The 21,977-nt window shown below is 69.9% G+C and carries 21 protein-coding genes; 6 read left to right on the top strand and 15 right to left on the bottom strand.

The window, feature by feature from the left end; all coding sequences use genetic code 11:
• The 3 genes from AC08OV_RS15060 to mscL form a co-directional block, all read right to left on the bottom strand.
• Positions 1–636, bottom strand: a 636-nt coding sequence (locus AC08OV_RS15060) for an RNA polymerase sigma factor (RefSeq protein ID WP_476619812.1), incomplete at its 3' end; no start/stop codon positions are given.
• A gap of 403 nt (positions 637–1,039) precedes the next feature.
• A complete protein-coding gene (locus AC08OV_RS15055) occupies positions 1,040–1,990 on the bottom strand; it encodes a S1C family serine protease (RefSeq protein ID WP_476615015.1) in 951 nt (316 codons plus the stop codon).
• Between the two features lie 909 nt (positions 1,991–2,899).
• Positions 2,900–3,295: a large conductance mechanosensitive channel protein MscL gene (gene mscL, locus AC08OV_RS15050; protein ID WP_476615016.1), complete on the bottom strand. Its 396-nt coding sequence runs from the start codon at positions 3,293–3,295 to the stop codon at positions 2,900–2,902.
• Positions 3,296–4,382: 1,087 nt separating this feature from the next.
• Here mscL and AC08OV_RS15045 point away from each other — a divergent pair.
• The gene (locus tag AC08OV_RS15045) at positions 4,383–5,069 is read left to right on the top strand and encodes a hypothetical protein (protein ID WP_476615017.1); all 687 of its coding nucleotides are present in this window, start codon (positions 4,383–4,385) and stop codon (positions 5,067–5,069) included.
• Positions 5,070–5,118: 49 nt separating this feature from the next.
• Here the strand turns inward: AC08OV_RS15045 and AC08OV_RS15040 are convergent, their stop codons facing one another.
• The 3 genes from AC08OV_RS15040 to AC08OV_RS15030 form a co-directional block, all read right to left on the bottom strand.
• Entirely contained in the window at positions 5,119–6,297 is a 1,179-nt protein-coding gene (locus tag AC08OV_RS15040) for a CE1 family esterase (RefSeq protein ID WP_476615018.1), read from the bottom strand.
• 27 nt (positions 6,298–6,324) lie between these two features.
• Positions 6,325–6,723: a hypothetical protein gene (locus tag AC08OV_RS15035; RefSeq protein WP_462187418.1), complete on the bottom strand. Its 399-nt coding sequence runs from the start codon at positions 6,721–6,723 to the stop codon at positions 6,325–6,327.
• 210 nt (positions 6,724–6,933) lie between these two features.
• Entirely contained in the window at positions 6,934–7,821 is an 888-nt protein-coding gene (locus AC08OV_RS15030) for a membrane protein (RefSeq protein ID WP_476619811.1), read from the bottom strand.
• Between the two features lie 348 nt (positions 7,822–8,169).
• Here AC08OV_RS15030 and AC08OV_RS15025 point away from each other — a divergent pair, with 348 nt between their 5' ends.
• Positions 8,170–8,826: a UdgX family uracil-DNA binding protein gene (locus tag AC08OV_RS15025; RefSeq protein ID WP_476613756.1), complete on the top strand. Its 657-nt coding sequence runs from the start codon at positions 8,170–8,172 to the stop codon at positions 8,824–8,826.
• Positions 8,827–8,881: 55 nt separating this feature from the next.
• On the opposite strand, the gene AC08OV_RS15020 is transcribed toward AC08OV_RS15025, so the two are convergent.
• The 4 genes from AC08OV_RS15020 to AC08OV_RS15005 all read right to left on the bottom strand — a co-directional run bounded on the left by AC08OV_RS15020 (position 8,882) and on the right by AC08OV_RS15005 (position 12,117).
• Positions 8,882–9,616, bottom strand: a complete 735-nt coding sequence (locus AC08OV_RS15020) for a L,D-transpeptidase (protein ID WP_476619810.1) — start codon at positions 9,614–9,616, stop codon at positions 8,882–8,884.
• Between the two features lie 20 nt (positions 9,617–9,636).
• Entirely contained in the window at positions 9,637–10,440 is an 804-nt protein-coding gene (locus tag AC08OV_RS15015; RefSeq protein WP_476613758.1) for a hypothetical protein, read from the bottom strand.
• A 368-nt stretch (positions 10,441–10,808) separates the two neighbouring features.
• On the bottom strand, positions 10,809–11,624 hold the full coding sequence (pdxH, locus tag AC08OV_RS15010; protein WP_476613759.1) for a pyridoxamine 5'-phosphate oxidase: 816 nt from the start codon (positions 11,622–11,624) through the stop codon (positions 10,809–10,811).
• A 97-nt stretch (positions 11,625–11,721) separates the two neighbouring features.
• Positions 11,722–12,117, bottom strand: coding sequence for a toll/interleukin-1 receptor domain-containing protein (locus tag AC08OV_RS15005; protein WP_476613760.1), 396 nt, complete (start codon positions 12,115–12,117; stop codon positions 11,722–11,724).
• 421 nt (positions 12,118–12,538) lie between these two features.
• Here AC08OV_RS15005 and AC08OV_RS15000 point away from each other — a divergent pair, with 421 nt between their 5' ends.
• Positions 12,539–13,648, top strand: a complete 1,110-nt coding sequence (locus tag AC08OV_RS15000) for a citrate synthase 2 (RefSeq protein ID WP_476613761.1) — start codon at positions 12,539–12,541, stop codon at positions 13,646–13,648.
• Entirely contained in the window at positions 13,641–14,765 is a 1,125-nt protein-coding gene (serC, locus tag AC08OV_RS14995) for a phosphoserine transaminase (RefSeq protein ID WP_476613762.1), read from the top strand. The genes AC08OV_RS15000 and serC overlap by 8 nt, the downstream gene beginning before the upstream one ends.
• 90 nt (positions 14,766–14,855) lie before the next feature.
• On the opposite strand, the gene AC08OV_RS14990 is transcribed toward serC, so the two are convergent.
• The 3 genes from AC08OV_RS14990 to AC08OV_RS14980 all read right to left on the bottom strand — a co-directional run bounded on the left by AC08OV_RS14990 (position 14,856) and on the right by AC08OV_RS14980 (position 18,855).
• Complete coding sequence (locus AC08OV_RS14990; protein WP_476613763.1) at positions 14,856–16,223, bottom strand: citrate synthase; 1,368 nt, start codon at positions 16,221–16,223, stop codon at positions 14,856–14,858.
• 266 nt (positions 16,224–16,489) lie between these two features.
• Positions 16,490–17,179, bottom strand: a complete 690-nt coding sequence (locus AC08OV_RS14985) for a response regulator transcription factor (RefSeq protein WP_476613764.1) — start codon at positions 17,177–17,179, stop codon at positions 16,490–16,492.
• Complete coding sequence (locus AC08OV_RS14980) at positions 17,170–18,855, bottom strand: sensor histidine kinase (protein ID WP_476613765.1); 1,686 nt, start codon at positions 18,853–18,855, stop codon at positions 17,170–17,172. Before AC08OV_RS14980 ends, AC08OV_RS14985 begins: the two co-directional genes overlap by 10 nt.
• Before the next feature lie 426 nt (positions 18,856–19,281).
• Between AC08OV_RS14980 and AC08OV_RS14975 the strand changes: the two genes are divergently transcribed.
• Entirely contained in the window at positions 19,282–19,713 is a 432-nt protein-coding gene (locus tag AC08OV_RS14975) for a MarR family transcriptional regulator (protein WP_476613766.1), read from the top strand.
• Between the two features lie 36 nt (positions 19,714–19,749).
• Here AC08OV_RS14975 and AC08OV_RS14970 read toward each other — a convergent pair whose 3' ends face one another.
• Positions 19,750–20,763: a Gfo/Idh/MocA family oxidoreductase gene (locus AC08OV_RS14970; protein WP_476613767.1), complete on the bottom strand. Its 1,014-nt coding sequence runs from the start codon at positions 20,761–20,763 to the stop codon at positions 19,750–19,752.
• A 236-nt stretch (positions 20,764–20,999) separates the two neighbouring features.
• On the opposite strand from AC08OV_RS14970, the gene AC08OV_RS14965 reads away from it, so the two are divergent.
• Complete coding sequence (locus tag AC08OV_RS14965) at positions 21,000–21,659, top strand: 2'-5' RNA ligase family protein (RefSeq protein ID WP_476613768.1); 660 nt, start codon at positions 21,000–21,002, stop codon at positions 21,657–21,659.
• Here the strand turns inward: AC08OV_RS14965 and AC08OV_RS14960 are convergent.
• A partial coding sequence (locus AC08OV_RS14960; RefSeq protein WP_476619809.1) for a winged helix-turn-helix domain-containing protein occupies positions 21,626–21,977 on the bottom strand: 352 nt, incomplete at its 5' end. The genes AC08OV_RS14965 and AC08OV_RS14960 overlap by 34 nt on opposite strands.

The raw sequence follows: 21,977 nt of genomic DNA, 5'->3' as shown, positions 1-21,977 counted from the left end.
GGTGAGGTCATTGTCGGAGTCCATGCGCATGAGCGGGAGTAGACGCGTGGGGTGCGTGGTGGCGGCGATGATGGTTTTCTCGGCATCGGCGTACCTGTCACCGCTGGGTGGAGCAGTCGGTACCTTGACGAGATTGACCTTCGGTGTCTCCTTGGTGGTCTCGCCGACTTCGCTCTTAGTATCGGTATCGGCCGCGGCGGCCGCTGCCGCAGCCCGCCGACTGGCGGCTGAGGCTGCGGCTACAGCCGCGACAGCGGCGCGATCGAAGGTGCGCGCGAGGCCGACCCGCAGACTCGCCGGCGCCGGAACCACGGCACCGGTGAGGAGCTCTTCGGGCGAGACTCCATGGGGTACCGGGATGCTGCGCGCCTGGGGCGATCCCGACCAGGCCAGAGCGCTTCCTCGAGCAAGCTCGAGTAGCCAGGACCGCAGCCGGGTGGGATCGCTCAGGGGATTTAGACGAGTGCGGGCGACGAGGGCGAACGCCGTCCCGGCCGCTGCGCGGGCCACGGTGGGATCGCCCAGAATCAGCAGGCACATCGAGAAGACATCATCGGCGTACAGATCGTAGAGATCGTCGAACGCCTGCCGGTCACCACGTCGGACACGGGCCACCAGGTCCGCGTCGTCGTCCATACTCAGCTTCTCCCCGGGGACTAGCGGCGGCCCCGGAACGGGCCGGCATCGCCCCATCGGTAGCCCGGTGAGGCAGGCCCAATGCTAGAAGTTCGTCCCCCGCAGCGGGTGAACGTCGTGAAGATTTTGTTGTCGCCGATTCGACAGTCGATAACGCTTGACTACTGATGTCGTCGCACTTAGATCCCCATCGACTACGGCTGGTTACTTTGCCTGGTAGGTCTCACGGCAGGGTGGCCATGTCCCGTCGGAGACGGGACCAAGCCACCCTGGACGAACCTGCCTTCAATGGGTATAAGCCGAAATCTGTTACCAATTCGGCAGAACTGGCGTTCGGAACCGGACCGGCCATTCGCGGCCTTCCGCTGGAAGGCACCACGCTTCTTGCGGGTCGGGACATAGCTCAGGATGCCGGTGGTTGTTGGGCGAGCCGGGCCTTGACGGTGCCGCTCTGTCCATCACGGGTATAGGTCACTTCCACCTCGTCGCCGATGGCGTGGGACCGGACCGCCGCGATGAGGGAGTCGACGTCGTTGACGGCACGGTTGCCGACCTTCGTGATGACGTCGCCGGCGCGAAGGCCGGCCTTTTCGGCGGGTCCACCCGGAACCATGGAGCGGATCTGTGCACCGTTGCCGCTGGAGGCGGTGGAACGGGTGTTCTCCTCCGAGGTGGAGGCGCTGACGCCCAGGTACGGGTGTCGGGCGCTGCCCGTAGAGATCAACTCGGTGGCCACCGACCCGGCATAGTTGCCCGGAATAGCGAAACCGACGCCGATGTTGCCGGACTGCTGGCCGCCACCGAAGGGACTTCCACCACCCACGGTCGCGATCGCGCTGTTCACGCCGATGATCTCGCCGCGACTGTTGACCAGCGGACCACCGGAGTTACCGGGGTTGATTGAGGCGTCGGTCTGGATTGCGTCGAGCACGGTGTTCTGCTGATCCCGCACGGTTGAATCCCCGGTGCGCACCGGGCGATGCACGGCACTGACGATGCCGGACGTGACCGTGCCGTTCAGCCCGAGCGGGCTGCCGACCGCTACCACCAGTTCCCCGATGCTCAGCGTGTCGGAATTGCCGAACGTGGCCGCCGTGAGACCGGTGGCATTGATTTTGATCACCGCGAGGTCCGAGCTCGGATCCGTGCCTACGACCTGCGCATCGAAAGTACGACCGTCCTGCAGGGTGACCGTCAGCGAGCCGCCATTCGCGGCACCCGAGACCACATGGTTGTTCGTCAGGATATGCCCGTCCGAACGGATGATGGTGCCGGAGCCGGTGCCCGACTCGCTGCTCGATTCCTCGGAGATTGTCACGACACTCGGCAGGATCTTCTGCGCCGCGGCCGACACGGTGTTCGCGGCTGCGGGCGACGTTCCACCGGAACTGTCCACGGTGTTGTGCAGACCGGCGGATGTGACGATGGTCTGCCCCCCGTTGTTGTCGGCGACCAGCGCTCCGACACCGCCACCCACACCGGCCGAGACCAGGGCTATGGCGAGTCCGGCGGCGACGAGCCGCCGTCGGCGCCAAGGGGGCGAGGCGGCCATGGTTGTCTCGTTGCCGTAGAGGTCCTGGGTGGGTGGCGAGCCGGCGCCGCTCGGAGAACTCCATGGCGGTCCCCAGGAATACCCTCCGGTCGGGGGGCCCGCGGGAGGTCCCGCGGGGCCGGCCGCGCCGTTCACGGCTCTCGGGGCAGCGGGACCACCGGGTGGCGGACCTGAAGGCGGTCCCCACGGGCCGCCGGGCGATGCCGCCGGAGGCGGGCTTCCCGCGGAGAGCGCGGCCTGCGGCTGACTGGCCTGGGACGGCCCGGCCGGGTACGGAGAATCCGGATACGGACGAGGATCCCCATGCGGGGGATGGGGATTCGGATACTGAGGATGCTGGCCGGAGGATGGCCCCAGCGTCGGCGGTTGGCTGTACGGCGAGCCGGGCGGACGGGAAGGCGGGCCCGCCGGGAGGCCGGGTTCGGAGCTGGCGGGACCAGCCGGGTGAGCTTGGCCGGCTCGTGTCCCGGCCGCGCCGCCGATGGGCGGAGCCCAAGGGGAGGGGGAGTCATGCCCGGCGCCGGACCCCTCCCTGCCGCCGCCCCTGGGGGCGTCCTCGGCGCTACTGCTGAAGGGGAGACGCGGTGTCATGGTAGGCACTTTCCCTTGAAAGCCTGAGCGATTCCTGAATGCCGACCAACGTTCGGGTAAGCGATCCGGTGTGGAGCCGCGCGGTGTGGAGCCGCGCTGGGTCGGCCCGGGTTGGCTGGGTCAGCCGGTGGGACGGTGTTCCTCCAGTAGATCACGGATTTCCGTGAGCAGGCGTGCCTCGTCGGTGAGTACTGGGTCCTCCTCCGGCGGGACCTGCCCCCGCGTCCGCCGCTCGTTGATGGTGTTCAGGGGGAGTACTACTACGAAGTAGATCACTGTAGCGACTGAGAGGAACGCGATGACACTGTTGATGAACTCGCCGTACCGAAACATGCTGCCGTTGATGGTGAAGGTGAGGGCCGAGAAGTCGGGTTTGCCGAAGATCGCGGCGATCAGCGGGGTGAAGATGGTCTTCACCAGCGACGTCACCACCGCGGTGAAGGCGGTACCGACCACGACCGCGACCGCCAGGTCGACGACGTTCCCTCGCATCAGGAACTGCCTGAAGCCCTTCATGCGGCGTCCCCCCTGAAATATGTGCCTGATGACATGGGAGGATATCGGTGCAGATCAGTGGGTGACCGGCGAGGTACCTGGCCGATCCCTGTACGCCTTCGGGGGGCTACTGTCAACTAAGCTCGCGCAACGTCGACGCAACGCCGTGGTACAGCGGTGGGACGGGCGGACGCAAGCGGAGCTCGGGATCGGAGGTCGTCTGGTGACGGACGGTGTGCGACGGACCGAGTGGGACGACGACCGGCAGTCTCCCTACTATCAGGGGGGCGGTAGCGGTCCCTCGATGGAGCCGTATCAGCCAGCGGGGCCGGATCCGCGCCCGCAGCATAGCGGCTACGGCCCTCCGACCGGGTCATACGGCCCTCCGACCGGGTCATATGACGCCGCTGGACCGGTGACCGGGCCCTACCACCCGGTACCGGCGAGCCACGGCAATCCCGGCCACGGCAATCCATATCAGGGCAGTTCGATACAGCCCGAGGATACCGATTCGCCGTCCACCGGCACCTCGATGCGCCGGGCGCTCGTCCCGCCCGCTCGGACCGCTCGGGCCGAGGGCCGGCGGTCCCGAGTCGTTCCTGGTTCCGCTCCCGCACCCGCATCCGGGCGTCAACCACCCGAATGGGCTACCGATGGAAGGTCGGATCCACGAGGTGGACCGGATCGGCAGAATGAGGGCGGTCTGCCGCGGGCCAAGACGGCGATGCCGACACGTCGGGCCGACGGTGCCCCTACCGGCGGTCCGTCGACCGGCGGCGCCGGGATGAGGGACGGTGGAACAGGCCTGCGGACGCCCTACGGCAGGGATGCCGGCGACGACCTCGGACTCGACCGGCGCCGTGCCGATCGCACCGATCCCGGTCGACCTGATCGGCCCGGTCGGCCCGGTCGGCCTGATCGGTCCGGCCGACCCGAGGCTTACCCGCCGGGCGGGGGGCGGAGCCGGCCGAGTCCGGTGCGGTTCGGCGCCGACCAGCGGGTCGCGGCGCGTCGCTCAGGGAGCCTGACCTCCGCCGCGGGCACAGCCGATTTCCCCGACGAGGACGACGCTCGCGATTCCCGGCAGGGAGATCGTGATTCCGACACCATGCCCTTCCTGCATCGGGTCGGGGTGGCCCTGGTGGTGCTGGCCGTGGCACTTGGGGTGGGCGTCGGGGCCGGTGCCGTCTGGGAGAAGGTCCGGCCCAGCGGCCGGACCGCCACCAATGCGGCCCCGGCGCCGACGGAAGCATCGTCCGGCGGTCCCGTAGCGGCCGCGCCTAGCCCGAACACGGGGGCAGCCGGCGGTCAGGCAGCTGGCGGTCAGGCGGCTGCGGGCCAGATCGCGGTGCCGGCGGACTGGACCTCGTTCACCGACACTGTGCAGAAGGCCACCTTCTCCCACCCGCCGGTGTGGAAGCAGCGGCGCGACAACACCGGCATCTTCTATGGCGAGCCCGGTACCGTCTCGGAGTACGGACCGCAGATGATCGGGGTGGCCCGGGTCGCGGTGCAGGATCCGGTGGCAGCGCTCACGCAGGTCCAGTCCGCCGAGTTCAACACGGTCCCCGGTCTGACCAGGGACCGTTCCGGCCCGGCGACGGACACCAGCGGTCAGCCCACCCAGGAACTCGTCGGCTCGTACGACCGGGAGGGGCAGCGGGTCTCCTACCTCATGCGCACGGTGTCGGTGTCCGGTGCCGTGTACGTGCTCATCGCGCGAGTGTCGACCGACGTCCTGGCGTCGCTCAATACGCTGATGGGCGCGCTGCGGTCCTCGTTCGCGCCGGCCTGATCCGTGTTCGCGCCGGCCTGATCCGTCCCCGCCGGCTGGCCGTCGCGGGTCACATCCGCGGGCCGGGCCGCGCGGAACGGGCCGGAGCCAGCAGATGCCAGATCACCCTGCCCGTGGCGAAGGGGGCCGGTCCGGAGACGGCCGGCCAGCCGTGGGCCAGAGCGGGCAGCAGGAACTGCACGACCCGGGCCGAGGAGGCACAGGGGGTCTCCTTGCGCAGGGCGACGGCTGGTGACGTCACCGTGGTCGAATTCGCGGGCACACCCGGGACGGCGCTCGGCATCAGGACCCGCGGGGCGGCGTTCACCAGCGCGCTTGCAGGGTGCGCCGGCCCGCTTGCCGGGGGCACCGGGGGCACGGCGACGGGCGCGGCCACGTCCGCGTCCGTTCCAACGCTCAGCGCGGACTGTGATGCCACCGGGGCGTGCCATGGCACGCCGGTCGAATCCGTGAGGACAGTGTCCGTAGGCCGGCTCGGGACGGGGCAGCGATCCACCGACCGGAACGGGATCATGCTCTCCTCGACCGGCGTGATCGCGGTCCGCAGCACCGGCGACCAGAGGGTCCCCTGGTAGGGCACATGGCCGTCCGCCCCGCCGTGGACGACCACGACGGTCAGCGGGGCGCCCGGACGGCAGTCCGACACCTGACGGCTGGCCGCCACGACGGCGATGCCCGCGAGTTCGTCCCCGTGTTCGCAGGCGTACCGGTAGGCCAGCATGCCGCCGTTGGACAGACCGATCAGACTGACCCTGTTCCGGTCGATCGGGTAATGCTCGCTGAGATGCGCGATCAACGCGCGTAGCCAGCCGACGTCATCGGTATGGTTGATCACGGCGGGGTCGCAGCAGGTTCCAGCGTTCCATGCCCTGTTGAGGCCGTCCGGGTACACGACGGCGAGGCCGGCGGCACGGGCGAGGTTGTCCAGGTCCCAGTGCTGCTTGGGGTCCGCGCCGTCGTAGTGCAGGCTGTGCAGCGCCACGAGCAGGGGATAGGGCTTCGGGGCGTCGGACGGGGGCAGGGTCATCCGGATGCGGGCGCCCCGTCCGGAGCGTTCGAATGCATCGGGACCCGTGGTGGGCGCCGGGGTGGCGGCCAGGACCACATGACCACGTCGGGGACCCTCCAGCACGCCGCAGCCGGACGTCGTCAGCAGAAGGGGAACCAGGAGGGTGAGGAGCCAGACCGCGGCGACGCGGCGGCGACGGACGGCCGGCACGAGGGCCATTCTGACGCGCGTCCAGCGCCCCGGGCGTCACCGGTGTCGATGATTGCTCTTCGTGTTCGAACTACTACGAGCGAGATCGCCCTCGGGGGTGCGGACCACATTGAGTCTGGGACGATCCGCGTCAGAAGGCACCCAGCGGCCCGATGATCGTGTCTCCGTGTTCTCCGCGGCCGTGCGGTAACGGTCGAACGCCTCCTGGGCACGGCTTTCCAGATCGCCCACGAGAGCGAGTGACTCGCGTACCCGCCGCTCCCCGGCGGGACCGGCGGCGAGCAGGTCCGACAGACAGTTGTCCACGGCACGCCGCGCCGCCAGCCAGCCGAGGAGCAGTCGGGAGCGCTCCATATCCGAGAGCTCGTCCACCGAGATGTCCCTCCGCTCGCCACTCGTGACGTTGATGAGGTTTCCGCCGTGAGGATCGGCCACCTGCGGACCGATCTGGCAGGGTGCCCTGGCTGGGTCAGGTGTCCGGGTCAGGTGTCCGGGTCAGGGCGATATGCGTGGTCGAGGTCAGCGACCGACTTTTACCGTCCGTCCTCTCCCAGAGTGCCCCACCTGAGGCCCGAACGCGCCGCAGTTCGCCGAACGCACACCCACCGGCCGACGGCGACCGGGATGTGGGGGACGGACCACACGTTACGTGGGTCCCCCCGGAAGCGGTCGGCCGGCGGGTGGCGGGGGCTCGTCCACCGCAGACGGTGGAGGCCGTTCGGAGGAGCCGGTTTTGGACAGTGGCCCCTCACCCGGTGGCGGGATCGGGGGTCGGGGCGAGGCGACGGCTGGCGGTGGCAGCGGCCGTTCCGGCGCGTGTGCCGGGGAGGTGGTGGGGCGGCGATCGTGCCACTTCGCCCGAGCCTCGGCGGCGGTGTCCTCGACGTGTTCGAGGATCTCCTCCCATCGGATCTGCATGGGCCGAATGAGGCCGCCTCCCACGCCGACGACGATCACACCGGTGAGGGAGGCCAGGATCGCCCAGAGGACCGGTGTGGTGACCGACGTCGCGAGTCCCACCTCGTCCAACCCCGTTTTGCCGAAGGCGACTACGAGCACGGTGGCCACGATGTTGCCGGCCGCCTGTCCGTACGCGAGGTCGCGTAGTGCCTCCGTGACGAAGGTCCGGACGACCCGGGCGAGGCCGACCCCGATCATGATGACCAGCGTCGCGAGCAGGGTGCGGAGCAGCAGAGCGAGTAGATCGGTTACGGTGTCCTCGGCCGTGTTCGGTCCGAAGACCCCCAGCGCGATCCGCAGCACGCCGAGCAGGCCGATGCCCATGAGCACCCGGAGCCCGCCCGCACGCACGCTCTGGGCCGGCTGGTGCAGTAGCCGCGGCAGGCCGGCGCGATCGATGATCCGATCCAGGCCGGCGCGTTCGGTGAACCGGGTGATGAGGCGCGTACCCGCCCGGACCAACAGCCAACCGAGCAGACAGATCGCGAGGAAGAGGCCTACTGTCGGAGCTGTCGCGACGATTTGCGACCATGCGTCGGAGAAGCCCCGATCCCACTCCACGGCAAGCGTCACCCGTACAGCACAACAGCAAACGCTTTGTAGTTGAATGATGACACGCCGCTATTTTGCGGGGTGGTCCCGTGGATTGGCCATCCTTGATCCTGGGCAGGGGGATGCGTGGGCAGGATCCCCCGCTCGAAGACCGGCGGAGAAGTGACGGGCTCCGCCGGAGGTGGTCGCGTCGGCGTGGGATGTGGAGGGCAGCTCACGCACGGCGCGCCACGCATCTCCGCGTACCACGCATCGCCCTGTACCACGCATCGCCCCGCACCCCCGGCACCGGGGTCCCGGCACGCCGGGTCTCCCAGGGCTCGTGCGGCTCGTGCGGACGGGCGAGGGCCCGTCCGGTTGAATCGGTGGATGAGCATGCAGCCCGTACACAGACCACCACGGGCGGACCTGCCGGCCCTGGCGGCGGCGGCCGCCGACTGCCAGGGATGCGACCTCGCGCAGCTGCCCGGCACCCGCACGGTCTTCGGGGTCGGCCCCGCGCACGGCTGGCTCGCCCTCGTCGGCGAGCAGCCGGGCGACATCGAGGACCGGCGGGGTGTGCCGTTCGTGGGCCCCGCCGGCAAGCTGCTCGACCGGGCCCTCGGCGAGGTGGGACTCGACCGTGCCGAGGTGTACATGACGAACGCCGTCAAGCACTTCCGGTATCGCACCGGCAACGGCCCGCGGCGGATCCACCAGACCCCGGACCTGCGGCATGTCACCGCGTGCCGTCCCTGGCTATCCGCGGAGCTCAACCTCGTTCGGCCGGCGATCGTCGTGATCCTGGGGGCTACGGCCGGTATGTCGCTGCTCGGACCGTCGTTCCGGGTGACGAAGATGCGTGGCCGGCTGCTCCCCGGGCCGGCCGGCTCCGGGGCTCAGCTGCTCGCCACGCTGCATCCCAGTGCGGTGCTACGGGCAGATCCCGCCCACCGTGACGAGGTCTACGCCGGATTCGTCGACGATCTGCGGATCGCCGTGGCGGCCCGTCCCGCCATGGGCCCGTCCGCCTCGGTGGATGCATAGCCCACCCGGGCCCCGGCGATCCTCCGCCGGGAAGGGCCTCGTTACCGATCTTCTTCTAGGCGATGATGTCGATCGGTGTACCGAGGGGAACGGTTTGGGCGAGTCTGGTGATCGCGTCGTTGCTCAGGCGGATGCATCCGTGGCTGACGTCCTTGCCGATGAGCTTTGGTTCGTTCGTCCCGTGCATGCCGATGACCGGCTTGTGGCCGCCGAACGAGCTGAGTGATGTCGAGAAGCCGTTAAGCCCGAAGGCATACGGCCCGTACGGACCGTTCGGGTCACGCGGCTTGAGCAGCTCCATGAGATAGAAGCGCCCGCCCGGCGTCGGGGTGTCGGCGGTGCCGATCCCCACCGGCTCCTCGGCGATCTGCGTCCCGTTGCTGAACACATGGAGTCGGTGCCTGCCGCGGGAGACAACCAGCCGGTACGACGTCTCGGACGCGGTGACCTGGTCCGCCTTCAACCAGCCGGTGCTGCCGTTCGGCTGCACCGGCAGCAGTACCTGCCACCATCCCGACAGCTTGGCCTGGACGAGGAAGACCCGCTTGACGCCGTTCTCATTCGGGCTGGCCAGCGTGGAGGAGGGTTGGGTGTCGGTCGGGGCGCTGTAGACGTCGACGCTGGCACCCACGGCCGTGACCACGGTGCTCTTTCCCTGGCCGAGCCCGGCGACGGCGGCGAGCTGGTTGCGCACCTGCGGGGAGAGATCGGTGGAGGCGTTCCTGGCGCCGTCGCCGCAGCTGGTCAGCACGACGCCACCCAGGATGGCCGCGAGGGCGCCCGCGGCCATCCTGGGACCAGGTCCGGAGCTCATCGCGTGTAGTGCGGATCGGCCGGGACGGCGCTCGTGGCGGCGGGCACCGCGACGGGTAGCGGAGCGGGCGGTGCGAGCGGCGGCGGGGCCGACCCGCCCGTGCAGTTGGAGACACCGACCGTCGGCACGGTCACGAGCAGAACCTTGGTCTTGGCGTCCCAGGGGGAGCCGATTACCGCGAGCGCCTTCGAGGGGACGTCAACGGTCTGCTTCGGCCCGATGTCCAGAATTCCGCCGTGCAGGCTGGTGTCGAACCAGCCGAATCCAAAGGCCTTGTCCGCGGTGTTCTTCAATTTCCAGGAGGGGACGGAGCCGTCGCAGGTGAAGGTGAGGAACAACGGGTTGACGTCCATGTCGTCGATGCTGTTGATCTGCTTGTCCAGCGGGACCTCGAAGGGCAGCAGGTCGAGGAAACCGTCGAGTGTCGGGTTGCCGGTGCCGTTGGTCGGGCTCGCGGAGGACGTCGCGCCCGCCGTCGCGCCCGGAATCAGGGCCGCGGCGTCGGTGGGCGTGGCACTCGGCGTGGCGCTCGGATTGAGGCTCGGAGTGGCGGTCGGGCCGGCCGACCCGGTCGGCCCGACCGCCGGGTCCACGCCGGCCAACGGCTCTGTCTTCGGTGTCGCCGTCGGGGCGTCGGAGACGAGGGGGGACGGGCTCGGCTGGGTGACGGCCGTGGCCGTGGCCGTGGCTGTGGCCGTGGGCGACGGTTCCGGAGTTTCGGCGAGCGCCGGGGAGGCCAGTGCGATGGTCGCCGTGCCGAGAACGCCGGCCACCGCGGCACGCATTCTGGTGATACGCATAAATCCGTCTCCTCGACGTGTGCCGAGCACGTTGATTGCGGGCAGGAGCGATTGCAGCCAAGAAGGTAGCAACGCGCCGTTCGTCCCCGGGAGGCCGGGTCCGGCGTAGCGGAACTGTTGGGTGGCGCGGCCGCGGTTTCGTGGTTGTCCGATGGGGTCCGTCGAGTCCGGCACGTTCAGCACCGGCCCGGTACGTTCAGTATCGTTCCGGCACGTTCAGTGCGGATCCGATGGGTTCAACGATGAACAGCGAGCGGCGAACGGACGTCAGTGAAGACCGCTAAGCCGGGCCGAGTCAATAAGGTGTCTCCGGGTGTGTCTCCGGCCGGCGGATGCGCGATTGCCGTGATGGTCAGGGGGCGTGACGGTCAAGGGGCGAGGCGTTCGATGACCCAGAGATCTCCGGCCGCGGTCGGGACGCCGGCGCCCGCATCGCCGGCACGGACACCGGCGGTGTCCGTGCCGGCGACGGAGTCCGTGCCGTCGCCGTCGGCCGGTACCGACACCCGCCGGTACCGCAGCCGGTCGTGCAGCCGGTCCGCGCGGCCCTGCCAGAACTCCACGATGTCCGGCACGATGCGTAACCCACCCCAGAACTCCGGTGTCGGCACCCGGGTGCCCTCGGGCCAACGGGCCGCGAGCTTGGCGGCGCGGTCGTCGAGCACCGTACGGGACTCGATGATCGTCGACTGGTGGCTGGCCCAGGCACCGAGCTGCGAACCACGCGGACGCGACTGGAAGTAGCGTTCCGTCTCGGCCCGGCTCACGCGCTCGATCGATCCGATGACGACGACCTGGCGCTCGAGGGCGTACCAGGGGAAGACCAGCGAGCCGAAGGGGTTCTCGGCAGCCTCACGGCCCTTGCGCGAGGTGTAGTTCGTGTAGATCACAAAGCCCCGCTGGTCGAACCCCTTGAGCAGCACGGTCCTGGCACTGGGCCGCCCGGCGGCGGATGCCGTCGCGAACACGGCCGCGTTGGCCTCCGGAACGCCTACCCCGGGGGTGGCTGCGTCGGTGAACCAGGCGGCGAACTGTTCGACCCAGGTCGGCGCGAGATGCTCCGGCTCCAGATGACCGGTGCGGTAGCCCTGGCGGAGCAGGGCGGGATCGGGGACGTCCGGATCGGGGACGTCCGGATCCGGACCGCCCACCGGCGGCTCGTCGGCAGCGGAGGCTGGGGCCACGCCCCGATCCTGCCAGGCAGGCCGCGCGCGCCAGCGGGACGGCCCCGAGGGTGATCCCGCCGGGCCAGGGTCCGTCGTCCTGGTCAGGAGAGCTCGGTCAGGAGAGCTCGGTCAGGAGCTCGTGGACGCCGAGGTCCCAGCGAACCGTAAGGTCGGTGCACCGCCGGCCAGCCAGCCGATATGGCGCGTCGCCGCCCGACGACCCCGACAGCAATGCTGGTACCAGGGTGATACCGCGGGCGGCGAGATCATCGGCCAGTGCGGGTAGCCATTCCTGGACGATCCACGGCGCGTGGATTCCCAACGTGGAGTATCCGAGCACGAGAAAGTCGGCGGCGGCGAGCGTCTCATTCATGAACATGGACACGGTGTCGCCGATGCGTATCTCCCAACGGTCCAGGTGCACCGCGTGCCCCGCCGCGCTGATCGCCCGGCCCAACCGTTCGGCGGATGCGATGTCCGCCGCGCGATGACTGATGAAGACGAACGCCATGATCCTCCCGTCGTGTTCGCGCTGCGTGACTGCCGCCGGTCAGGCGTTCCAGGCACGAGGCCCGACCGTAGCGCGGAATGATCTCAGTTGACCAAACTTTCCGTTCACCGCTCTCGGCATATTCGTATAAATAGTAATATGATGGAAAAGCCGCTGTGACTTACGTCATATTTTATGGGTTTCGCGTTGCCCAGTGCATCGGTCTGTGCGCGGTCGGTTCCAGATCGGGGTTGGATGGAGCATCGCGGGGCACCTGCGCCCTGGCGCGGTGGGATGCCTCGCGGCAGGATCGGATGGAGCAGCACCCACGAAGCAGCACCGACGAAGCAGCACCGACGGGGCAGGACGCGGACGGGCCGCCGGCGGGACCATAGAGACAGAACCGGTGGGACCAAGAGACAGAAGCGGAGATCCGGACTCGATGGCCGAGAAAACAAGCGATTTCAAGCCCGGGCTGGAAGGTGTGATCGCCTTCGAGACGGAGATCGCCGAGCCGGACAGGGAAGGTAGCGCGCTGCGTTACCGCGGCGTCGACATCGAAGACCTTGTTGGCAAGGTCGACTACGGCCACGTCTGGGGGCTGCTGGTCGACGGGGCGTTCGAGCCCGGACTGCCGCCGGCCGAGCCCTTTCCGGTCCCGGTGCACTCCGGTGACATCCGGGTGGACGTGCAGAGCGCGCTCGCGATGCTCGCGCCCTACTGGGGCCTGGGCCAGCTGATCGACATCACCCCGGAGCAGGCACGGGACGATCTTGCCCGGGCGTCGGTCGTGGCGTTGTCGTTCGTCGCCCAGTCCGCGCGGGGCCTCGGTCAGCCGGCGGTGCCGCAGAAGGAGGTTGACCGGGCCCGGACGATAACCGAGCGGTTCATGATCCGTTGGCGTGGTGAGCCGGATCCCAGGCACGTCCAGGCCGTGGACGCCTACTGGGTCTCGGCCGCCGAGCACGGCATGAACGCCTCGACGTTCACCGCCCGGGTGGTCGCCTCGACCGGCGCGGACGTCTCGGCGGCGCTGTCGGCCGCCGTCGGTGCGCTGTCCGGTCCGCTGCACGGCGGTGCTCCGTCCCGGGTGCTCGCGATGCTCGACGAGGTCGAGCGCACCGGCGACCCCCTCGGCTACGTCCGCCGTGCCCTGGACCGTAAGGAGCGCCTGATGGGCTTCGGGCACCGGGTGTACCGCGCCGAGGACCCGCGGGCCCGGGTGCTGCGCCGGACCGCTCGTGACCTGGGCTCGACCCGCTACGAGGTGGCGGAGGCGTTGGAGGCCGCCGCGATCGAGGAGCTGGCCAACCGGTTCCCGGATCGCCCGCTGCGGACCAACGTCGAGTTCTGGTCGGCGGTGGTGCTGGACTTCGCCGAGGTGCCGGCCCATATGTTCACGTCCATGTTCACCTGTGCCCGCACCGCCGGCTGGAGTGCCCACATCCTGGAACAACAACGCACCGGGCGGCTGATCCGCCCGTCCGCGCGGTACGTGGGCCCCGCTCCGCGCCCGCTCGGTGACGTCCTGCCGGGGGTCAGCCGTGGCTGACGCTCCCGCGATCGTGCTGCCCGACCGGCTGCGTCCCCGGGACGGCCGGTTCGGCTGTGGCCCGTCGAAGATCCGTCCTGAGGCGGTCGAGGCCCTCGCCGCGAGCGGGGCGACCTACCTCGGCACCTCGCACCGGCAGAAGCCGGTCAAGAGCCTGGTCTGCCGGGTGCGGGCAGGCCTGTCCGAGCTGTTCTCCCTGCCCGAGGGCTACGAGGTCGTGCTCGGGATCGGCGGTGCCACCGCCTTCTGGGACGCGGCCGCCTTCAACCTCGTCCGGACCCGCTCCCAGCACCTCGTCTTCGGCGAGTTCGGGGGCAAGTTCGCCGACACGACGAAGGGCGCGCCGTTCCTGGCCGCGCCGTCGGTGATCTCCTCGCCGCCGGGTACGCATCCGGACTGGGCGCCGGAGGCGGGCATCGACGTCTACGCCACCCCGCACAACGAGACCTCGACGGGTGTCGCCCGTCCGGTCCGCCGGCCGGTGGGTGCGGACGACGGCGCCCTGCACCTGGTCGACGCCACCTCGGGAGCCGGCGGGCTGCCGGTCGATGTGCGCGAGGTGGACGTCTACTACTTCGCGCCGCAGAAGAGCTTTGCCTCCGACGGCGGCCTGTGGACGGCGCTCGTGTCCCCGGCGGCGATCGACCGGCTCGCCGAGATTGCCGCGGCGGACCGGTGGATCCCGCCGTTCCTCGATCTCACCACGGCCCGGGACAACAGCTCCAAGGACCAGACCTACAACACCCCGGCGGTCGCGACGCTGTTCCTGTTCGCCGACCAGATCGAGTGGATGCTCGCCCAGGGCGGGCTGGACTGGTGCGTGCGGAGGACCGCGGAATCGTCGTCCATCCTCTACACCTGGGCCGAGAAGACTTCCTACGCGACACCGTTCGTCGCCGACCCGGCCGCGCGTTCGCAGGTCGTCGTGACGGTCGACTTCGAGGGGGTGGACGCCGCCGCGGTGGCCAAGGTGCTGCGCGCAAACGGTGTCGTCGACGTCGAGCCCTACCGCAAGCTCGGCCGCAACCAGCTGCGGGTGGCCTGCTTCCCGGCGGTCGAGCCGGCCGACGTCGAGGCGCTCACCGCGAGCATCGACTACGTGGTCGAGCACCTGTAGGCGCCGGGAACCGGCGGGAGCCGCCGGCAACCACAAGGGCCGGGGCCGCGGGAGACACCGCGGCCCCGGTGGGGGGGGGGCTGCGGCCGGTCAGCGCAGCGGGCGCTCCGGTGCCGCCTGGGCCGCCTGGGCCGCGATCGGGTCGGTCCCGCTGTCCACGACCCCGCTACGGTCGTCGATCGGGACATATGGCCGCTGGTCGTAGCCGATGTACAGCTGGCGCGGTCGGGCGATCTTCTGCTCGGGGTCGAGCAGGCCCTCTTCCCACTGTGCCAGCCATCCCGGCATCCGGCCGATGGCGAACAGCACCGGGAACATCTCCACCGGGAAGCCCATCGCCTGGTAGATGATGCCGGTGTAGAAGTCGACGTTCGGGTAGAGCTTGCGCGCGACGAAGTACTCGTCCTCCAGCGCGATCCGCTCCAGCTCCATGGCCAGGTCGAGGAACGGGTTCGTGCCGGTGACCTTGAAGACCTCGTCGGCGACCTGACGGATCACCCGGGCCCGCGGGTCGTAGTTCTTGTAGACCCGGTGGCCGAAGCCCATCAGCTTTTTCTTGCCGTCCTTCACCTGGGCGATGAAGGCGGGGATGTTCTCGACCGACCCGATCTCCGAGAGCATCCGCAGCACCTGCTCGTTGGCGCCACCGTGCAGCGGACCGTAGAGCGCGGAGATCGCGGCGGCGGCCGCCGAGAACGGGTCCGCCTGCGAGCTGCCGACCGCGCGCATCGCGTTGGCCGAGCAGTTCTGCTCGTGGTCGGCGTGCAGGATGAACAGCACGTCGAGGGCGTGCTCCAGGTTGGGGTCCGGCTCGTACTTGAGCTCGGTGGCCTTCCACATCATGTTGAGGAAGTTGCCGGCGTAGGACAGGTCGTTGTCCGGGTAGACGTACGGGAAACCGACCGAGTGCCGGTAGGAGAACGCCGCCAATGTCGTGATCTTGGCGATCAGGCGGACGATCTGCAGCCGGCGCAGCCCCGGGTCGTCGATCGTCTTGGCGTCCGGGTAGAAGGTCGACAGCGCACCCACCGTGGAGACCAGCATGCCCATCGGGTGCGCGTCGTGGTGGAAGCCGTCGATGAACTTCTTGATCGACTCGTGGACCAGGGTGTGATGGGTGATCTCGTCTTCCCAGGTCGACAGCTCCTCGGCGGAGGGAAGCTCGCCGGCGAGGAGCAGGTAGGCGACCTCGAGGAAACTGCTCTTCTCCGCCAGCTCCTGAATCGGATAGCCGCGGTAGCGCAGGATGCCGGCGTCACCGTCGATGTAGGTGATCGCACTTCTACAGCTCGCCGTGTTCGTGAAGGCGGGGTCGTACGTCATCAGCCCGAAGTCGTCGTCGCTCGTTTTGATCGAGCGAAACGCACTCGCACGTACCGCGCCGTCCGTAACCGGTATCTCATATGTTTTTCCGGTGCGGTTGTCGGTGACGGTCAGTGTGCTGACCTGCTCGGACACGCCGGGCTCCTCTCGCTGTGGCGGTGCCGCAATGACGGCACTGGCCCAAGTCGGGGCGCGCGTCCGGGTACGGAGCGCTCACGCCGGTTCGCTGGCTCACATGGTTGTTCCCAAGTTTGGCCGTTCGTGCCTGCACATGCCCGTGATCGGGGGGCTCCGTCCCACGTGGGCTGCGCCACCCCGGTGGGACAGAGTCTCCCGTGGCTGCGCTCGGGGGTGGAATCACGCTTCGATGGTCACTGCGGCTCGCCCAACCGGGTGGACCGCTACTCGGAGAGCGAGGAGTGGTCCTCGCCGCCGGCCTCGCCACCGGTGGCTCGGAGCCAGGCCAGCACGGCCAGTACCCGACGGTTGTCGTCCGCGGAGGCCGGCATCCGTAGCTTCGTGAAGACGTTGGCTACGTGGTTCTCGACGGTCTTCGGCGCCAGATGGAGCTTGGCGCCGATGCCCTGGTTCGATCGCCCCTCGGCCATGTGCCGGAGCACGGCCCGCTCCCTGGCGGTGAGGCGTTCCAGTTCGCCGGCCCGCCGGCGATGGGTCAACAGGCCGGCGATGATCTCCTCGTCGACGACGAGCCGACCGCTGACCACCCTGCGTAACGCGTCGTGCAGCGCGGTGATGTCATCCACCCGGTCCTTGAGCAGATATCCGATGCCGCCGCCCCCGTCGCCCAGCAGCCGCAGCGCGTATGGCGTCTCGGCGTACGTGGACAGCACCAAGACGCCCATCGCGGGATGGGCCGCACGTATCGCCTCGGCCGCTATCAGCCCTTCGTCGGTGAACGTCGGAGGCATCCGGATGTCCAGGATGACGGCGTCGGGCCGGCCGCAGGCGAGCTGGTCGATGATCTCGTCCGCGGTCCCGGCCTGCGCGACGACCTCGACTCCCGCGGCGGCCAGCAGCATGGCCAGCCCCTCGCGGAACAGTACTGAGTCATCCGCGACGGCTACCCGCACGGGATGCTCGCCGTCAGTCGGGTGCCGCCGCCGGACGGGCTGAGGATGCTCAGGTCGCCGCCGAGCGCGCGTACCCGGTCCGCGAGACCCGCGAGCCCGCCACCCTCGACCACGACGGCACCGCCCTTACCGTCATCGGTGACCTCGATCAGGATGCCGTCGTCCACGCACCGGACCGTCACCCGGACCTGGGCCGCCCCGGCGTGTTTGACCGTGTTCGTCAGCGCCTCGCAGATCGTGTAGTAGGCGCCGGCCTCCAGGATCGGCTCGAACCGGACGGTCGGGATGTCGAACTCGACCTTGATGGGGAGGGGCTCGACCACCACCTCCAGGGCTGGGAGCAGCCCACCCTGACTCAGCATGGCCGGGTGGATTCCCCGGGCCAGACTGCGCAGGTCCTGGAGAGCATGATGCAGATCCTCGCGAGCGGCTTCGATGGCAGAGATCGTATCGGGGTCGGAGGTCTTTGTCCGGGCGAGTCCCAGTCTGGTGGCGAGGGCCAGCAGCCGTTGCTGGACGCCGTCGTGCAGATCGCGCTCGAGGCGGCGCCGTTCGATCAGGCCGACCTCCACGATGCGGGCCCGGGAGGCGCGCACGGCGTCCAGCTGCGCGGCCACGGCGGCGTGCAGCCGGGCGTTCTCCAGCGCCATGGCGCTGGCCTGCAGGGCGACCGTGACCAGGTCGCGGTTGCGCTCCTGGGCGGCGGCGGCGGAGATCAGCGCCAGTGGCGCGCCCGACGAGGTCGTCACCGGCACGAGCAGCCGGCTGGCTCCGGGGCGGGGCGGGGTGGCCGTGGCGCCTTCGGCGTCGACGTGCCGCCGCTCCTGCGGCATCCACAGGAAGAGCTCGGCGGAGTCGTCGTGCAGAGCCGTACGCAAGATGTCTCGTACGGCCGGGACCGTCGGCGGCATCGGCAGCGTCGCCAGGAGCTGTGCGATGCGGGCGCGGGCGAGCTGGCGGCGTACGCCCGCCGCGGCGAAGGACAGGGGGATGGTCAGCAGCGCGAGCGCGATGAGGATGAAGGCCGGGGGGACGTAGGCTCCGCTGGGGTTGTAGACGAAGATGTTGACCGTGGCGGCGAGGGTGAACGCGACCAGCAGTGCGATGGCGACCGGTCCGAAGATCCGGCGGTCGAGCGCGGAGTAGCGGCGCAGCCGCGCGCGGACAACCCAAAAAAAGGCCGCGGCCAGCACGAGGGTCAGGCTGTTGAGGACCCAGATGATCTCCTCGAAGACATCCCGGTCGATCGGCGAGCCATACCACCAGACATTTCGGGAATATCCGAGCCAGGTCGGGTCGGAGATGCCGACCAGTCCCAGGTTCGCCACCGGGATGACGAGGACGGCGCTTGCCAGCAGGGCGCGCTCGCGGTTGCTCTGCAATCGCCCGACCGGATATCGCAGCGCGCCCCAGCCGAGACAGACCCAGAAATGCGTGTAGGCGAACGTGGAGATGAAAGCCGACGGACCCTTGTCCCATGCCACGGTCCAGGTCAGTGCCCACAGCAGACCACTGAAGATCATGGCTCCGGTGGCGCTGCCCAACGCGTCCTCGCCGTTCAGCAGCACTCCGGTGAGGACGAAGGCGAGCGCCACCGAGACGTTGATGCCCGCCGCCACCGGGTTGTCGGAGAATGCCGGCCACTGGCAGGCGACCGTTCCGGCCGTGGTGGCCATACCCCCGATGCTGAAGCACCATGAGCGGTGGCGGGCGGCGCAGGCGGCCAGTCGGCGGGGTACACGCGGATGAGGCACCTCAATCCACCATATGTAGCCGGAATCTCACCGAACAAGCGTCGCACATGACGACTGGGGGTTTCGAGGGTTCCCCCCTACTCTCCCGGCGGCAACCCCCCGAAGAACTCTGGAGCTGCCCCCGAAGCCAGCGGTGGCATCGAAGGTGGAGGCTGGGAGAAACGGGTCGGTGTCCCTCGGGGACCGGACCTTCGGGGGCCGAGCCTTCGGGGGCCGGAGATCGCGAGAGGCCGCCTGTGGTGGTGGGTCGGCTGCCGCTGGGGGGTAGCCGACCCGCCTCCTGCTGTTTTCGGCGGTTCACCAGAATGTCATTCGTTTCTGCGTGTCGCTAACGAGTACCGTCGTGAGATGGAGACCGAGACGGCACGTGAGGCCGAACTCGCGTCCGCGCTGCGCCTGTCGGTGATGCGGCTTTCTCGGCGCATGCGCCAGGAACGGTCGAGCCGGCTCACCCCCACGCAGACTTCCGCGCTTGCTACGCTGGAGAGGCATGGCCCCATGACGCTCGGGGAGATCGCCGTCCACGAGCGCGTCCAGCCGCCGTCGATGACCCGGGTGATCGCGCAGCTGGCCGTCACCGGGCTCGTCGAGCGCCGGCCGCACCCCACCGACGGCCGTCAGGTGATCGCTGAGGTGACCGAGGCGGGTCGAGCCCTGCTCGAGGACGACCGTCGGCGCCGGGACGAATGGCTGACCGATCGGCTGGCCGAGCTCTCACTCGAGGAGATCGCCGCGCTGAACCGCGCCGCACCGATCCTGGACGCGCTTGCCGGCTCGTAGGCCGCCCGCCGATCCGAGCATTGTTCCAAGCGCCCTTCAGAGCTCCACCCAACCGCCCCGCTGATGGGAGGTCTGCGCGGCGGCCATCAGCTGGTTCGCAGTGAGCAGGTCGTGGAAGGTGGCGCCGCGGACCAGCCGGGCGTCGTCGAGTTCGGTGGCGCGCACCACGTCGTAGGTGGCCTCCACCAGCCCCGGCCGGGAGGTCGGCACGGTCGGCATCATCAGATCCCGGATGCCGCTGCCGTCCTGGCGGCGGACCAGACGGCCCTGGACGACGATGCGTCCGGAGTCGCCGCACACCGTGAGGGTGGCGGTGCCGAGGTCCCCGCCCATCTGCTCGTTGATCAGAACCGTCGCGCCGCTCGCCGCCAGCAGGGCCAGCGTCACCGGTGCGTCCGGGGTGAGCGCCGGGGCGGGCATCGCGGCCGGATCGGCGCAGACCGCGAGGATCTCGCCGCACCAGCGCGTCGCCAGGTCGATGATCTCGACCCGCCCGGCGGGCCCGTCCGGCGCGCCCACCACGGTCATCTGGGTGAGCCGGCCCAGGGAGGGAACGGTCGCCGCGACGTGGGTGGCGGCCGGCCAGGCCCGCCCGTCGAGCGCGACCACGTGGGCGAGATCACCCTCCTCGGCGAGGTCGGCGACCGCGCGCAGGGCCTCGGCCTCGACGGTCGCCGGCCCGGCCAGGAGCACGTGCAGGCCGATCTCGGCCGCTTGCCGGGCGACGATGTCGGACGCGGGCGGCGGCATCTCCACACAGACCGCCTCGATGTCGTCCGAGAGCAGGGTGAGCAGATCTGCGTACGCCCGTCGGACACCTGCCTCGGCGGCCCAGGCCAGGGACTCCAGCGGTTCCGGGGCGAGGAGACCGACGACGTCGACCCCGGCGTCGCGCAGCACCTCGGCGGTGGTGCTGTCCGAGCCGTCGGTGACCAGGGCCATCGCGAGGGGCAGGTCCGGCTGCCGCCGGCGCACGACGCGCCGCAGCTCCCGCCATGCCTGAGAAAGGGCGGGATCGCGCGGCGGCACCAGATCGGGGAGCGTCGTCACAGCATTGATAGTGCTCCCCGTCTGGTGGCGAGGGTCGCCGGTCAGCCCGATTGTCGCCGAGAATCGACCGGAGGCCGAGCGCTCGCCATCCGAGCCCGGAGCAGGTCCGTGCCGCACTGTTCGTCTCGTCCCAGGGAGACTGTCGTCCCAGGGAGAGGGAGCCTGTAATTCCAGGGAGCCTGTAATTCCAGGGAGGTTGTCGTTCCAGGGAGGTTGAGCTGGCGACCAGACTGTTCGTGGCGGCCGTCCCACCCCCCGAGGTCGCCGAGGCGCTGCTCGCGGCCGTGCACAGGACGCGCGCCGCGGCGGCGGATCTGCGCTGGACCACGCCGGACCAGTGGCACGTCACGTTCGCCTTCCTCGGGCCAGTGCCGGACGACCGGCGCGCCGAGCTCGACGCGAGACTGGCGCGGGTGGCACGCCGGCACGGCCCGTTCGCCGTCGAGACGGTCGGTGGCGGACGGTTCGGCGACCGGGTGCTGTGGACCGCGGTGCGGCAGCCACCGCCGGTGACCGCGGACGCATCCGTCGACGGCATTGCCGCAGCCGCAGCCGCCGGTGACGTGGCAGGCTCGCGAGCCAGCCCACGCCTGACGGCGCTGGCAGTGGGGGTCCGGCGGGCCGCCGAGCGTGCCGGGGCGGCCGGCCGGGACACCCGTCCGCTGCGCGCGCATCTGACGCTCGCCCGGGTGCCGAACGGGCGCGGGCGGGCACTGCAACCGCTCGTCGAGCTGTTGCGTGCCGATGTCCCACCGCTGCCCTGGAGCGTCGAGCGTCTCATCCTGATGAGCAGCTCGGGCGGCGGCGAGTCCGGATCATCCCCCACCTACCGGGCGGAGACGGTCTGGGACCTCGTCGGCGGTCAACCGTCGGTCGAGGGATCCGCCGGGCGGTAGCGGTAGCCCACGCGGCGGATGGTCTCGATGCGGTCCCGGTGCTCCGGGCCGAGCTTGCGCCGCAGCCGCGTCACCAGGACATCCACCGTGCGGATGTCGGGAGCCGACTCGTCGTCGACCTGATGGCCCCAGACCGAGCAGAGCAGTGCCTCCCGGCTGTACGCCTGCCCGGGATGGCGGACGAAGAAGTCCAGTACCTCGAACTCCAGGTAGGTCAGCTGCAGGGCCTGGCCGTCAACGGTGGCGAGCCAGGCGGTGCGGTCGACCCACACCCCGCGCCGGGGCGGCGCCGCGATCTCCCACTGGCCGGTCCGGAGG

This window comes from Frankia sp. CeTa3Moorea, from assembly GCF_978021225.1.
Note: the sequence above shows the minus strand (reverse complement) of the source record. Positions and strands in the feature narration are given on the sequence as shown.

Excerpts from the sequence above, each read along its gene's own strand:
- mscL (WP_476615016.1), bottom strand. The coding sequence starts at position 3,295 with ATGAAGGGCTTCAGGCAGTTCCTGATGCGAGGGAACGTCGTCGACCTG.
- AC08OV_RS15045 (WP_476615017.1), top strand. The coding sequence starts at position 4,383 with ATGCCCTTCCTGCATCGGGTCGGGGTGGCCCTGGTGGTGCTGGCCGTG.
- AC08OV_RS15040 (WP_476615018.1), bottom strand. The coding sequence starts at position 6,297 with ATGGCCCTCGTGCCGGCCGTCCGTCGCCGCCGCGTCGCCGCGGTCTGG.
- AC08OV_RS15025 (WP_476613756.1), top strand. The coding sequence starts at position 8,170 with ATGAGCATGCAGCCCGTACACAGACCACCACGGGCGGACCTGCCGGCC.
- AC08OV_RS15020 (WP_476619810.1), bottom strand. The coding sequence starts at position 9,616 with ATGGCCGCGGGCGCCCTCGCGGCCATCCTGGGTGGCGTCGTGCTGACC.
- AC08OV_RS15015 (WP_476613758.1), bottom strand. The coding sequence starts at position 10,440 with ATGCGTATCACCAGAATGCGTGCCGCGGTGGCCGGCGTTCTCGGCACG.
- AC08OV_RS15005 (WP_476613760.1), bottom strand. The coding sequence starts at position 12,117 with ATGGCGTTCGTCTTCATCAGTCATCGCGCGGCGGACATCGCATCCGCC.
- AC08OV_RS15000 (WP_476613761.1), top strand. The coding sequence starts at position 12,539 with ATGGCCGAGAAAACAAGCGATTTCAAGCCCGGGCTGGAAGGTGTGATC.
- AC08OV_RS14980 (WP_476613765.1), bottom strand. The coding sequence starts at position 18,855 with ATGGCCACCACGGCCGGAACGGTCGCCTGCCAGTGGCCGGCATTCTCC.
- AC08OV_RS14975 (WP_476613766.1), top strand. The coding sequence starts at position 19,282 with ATGGAGACCGAGACGGCACGTGAGGCCGAACTCGCGTCCGCGCTGCGC.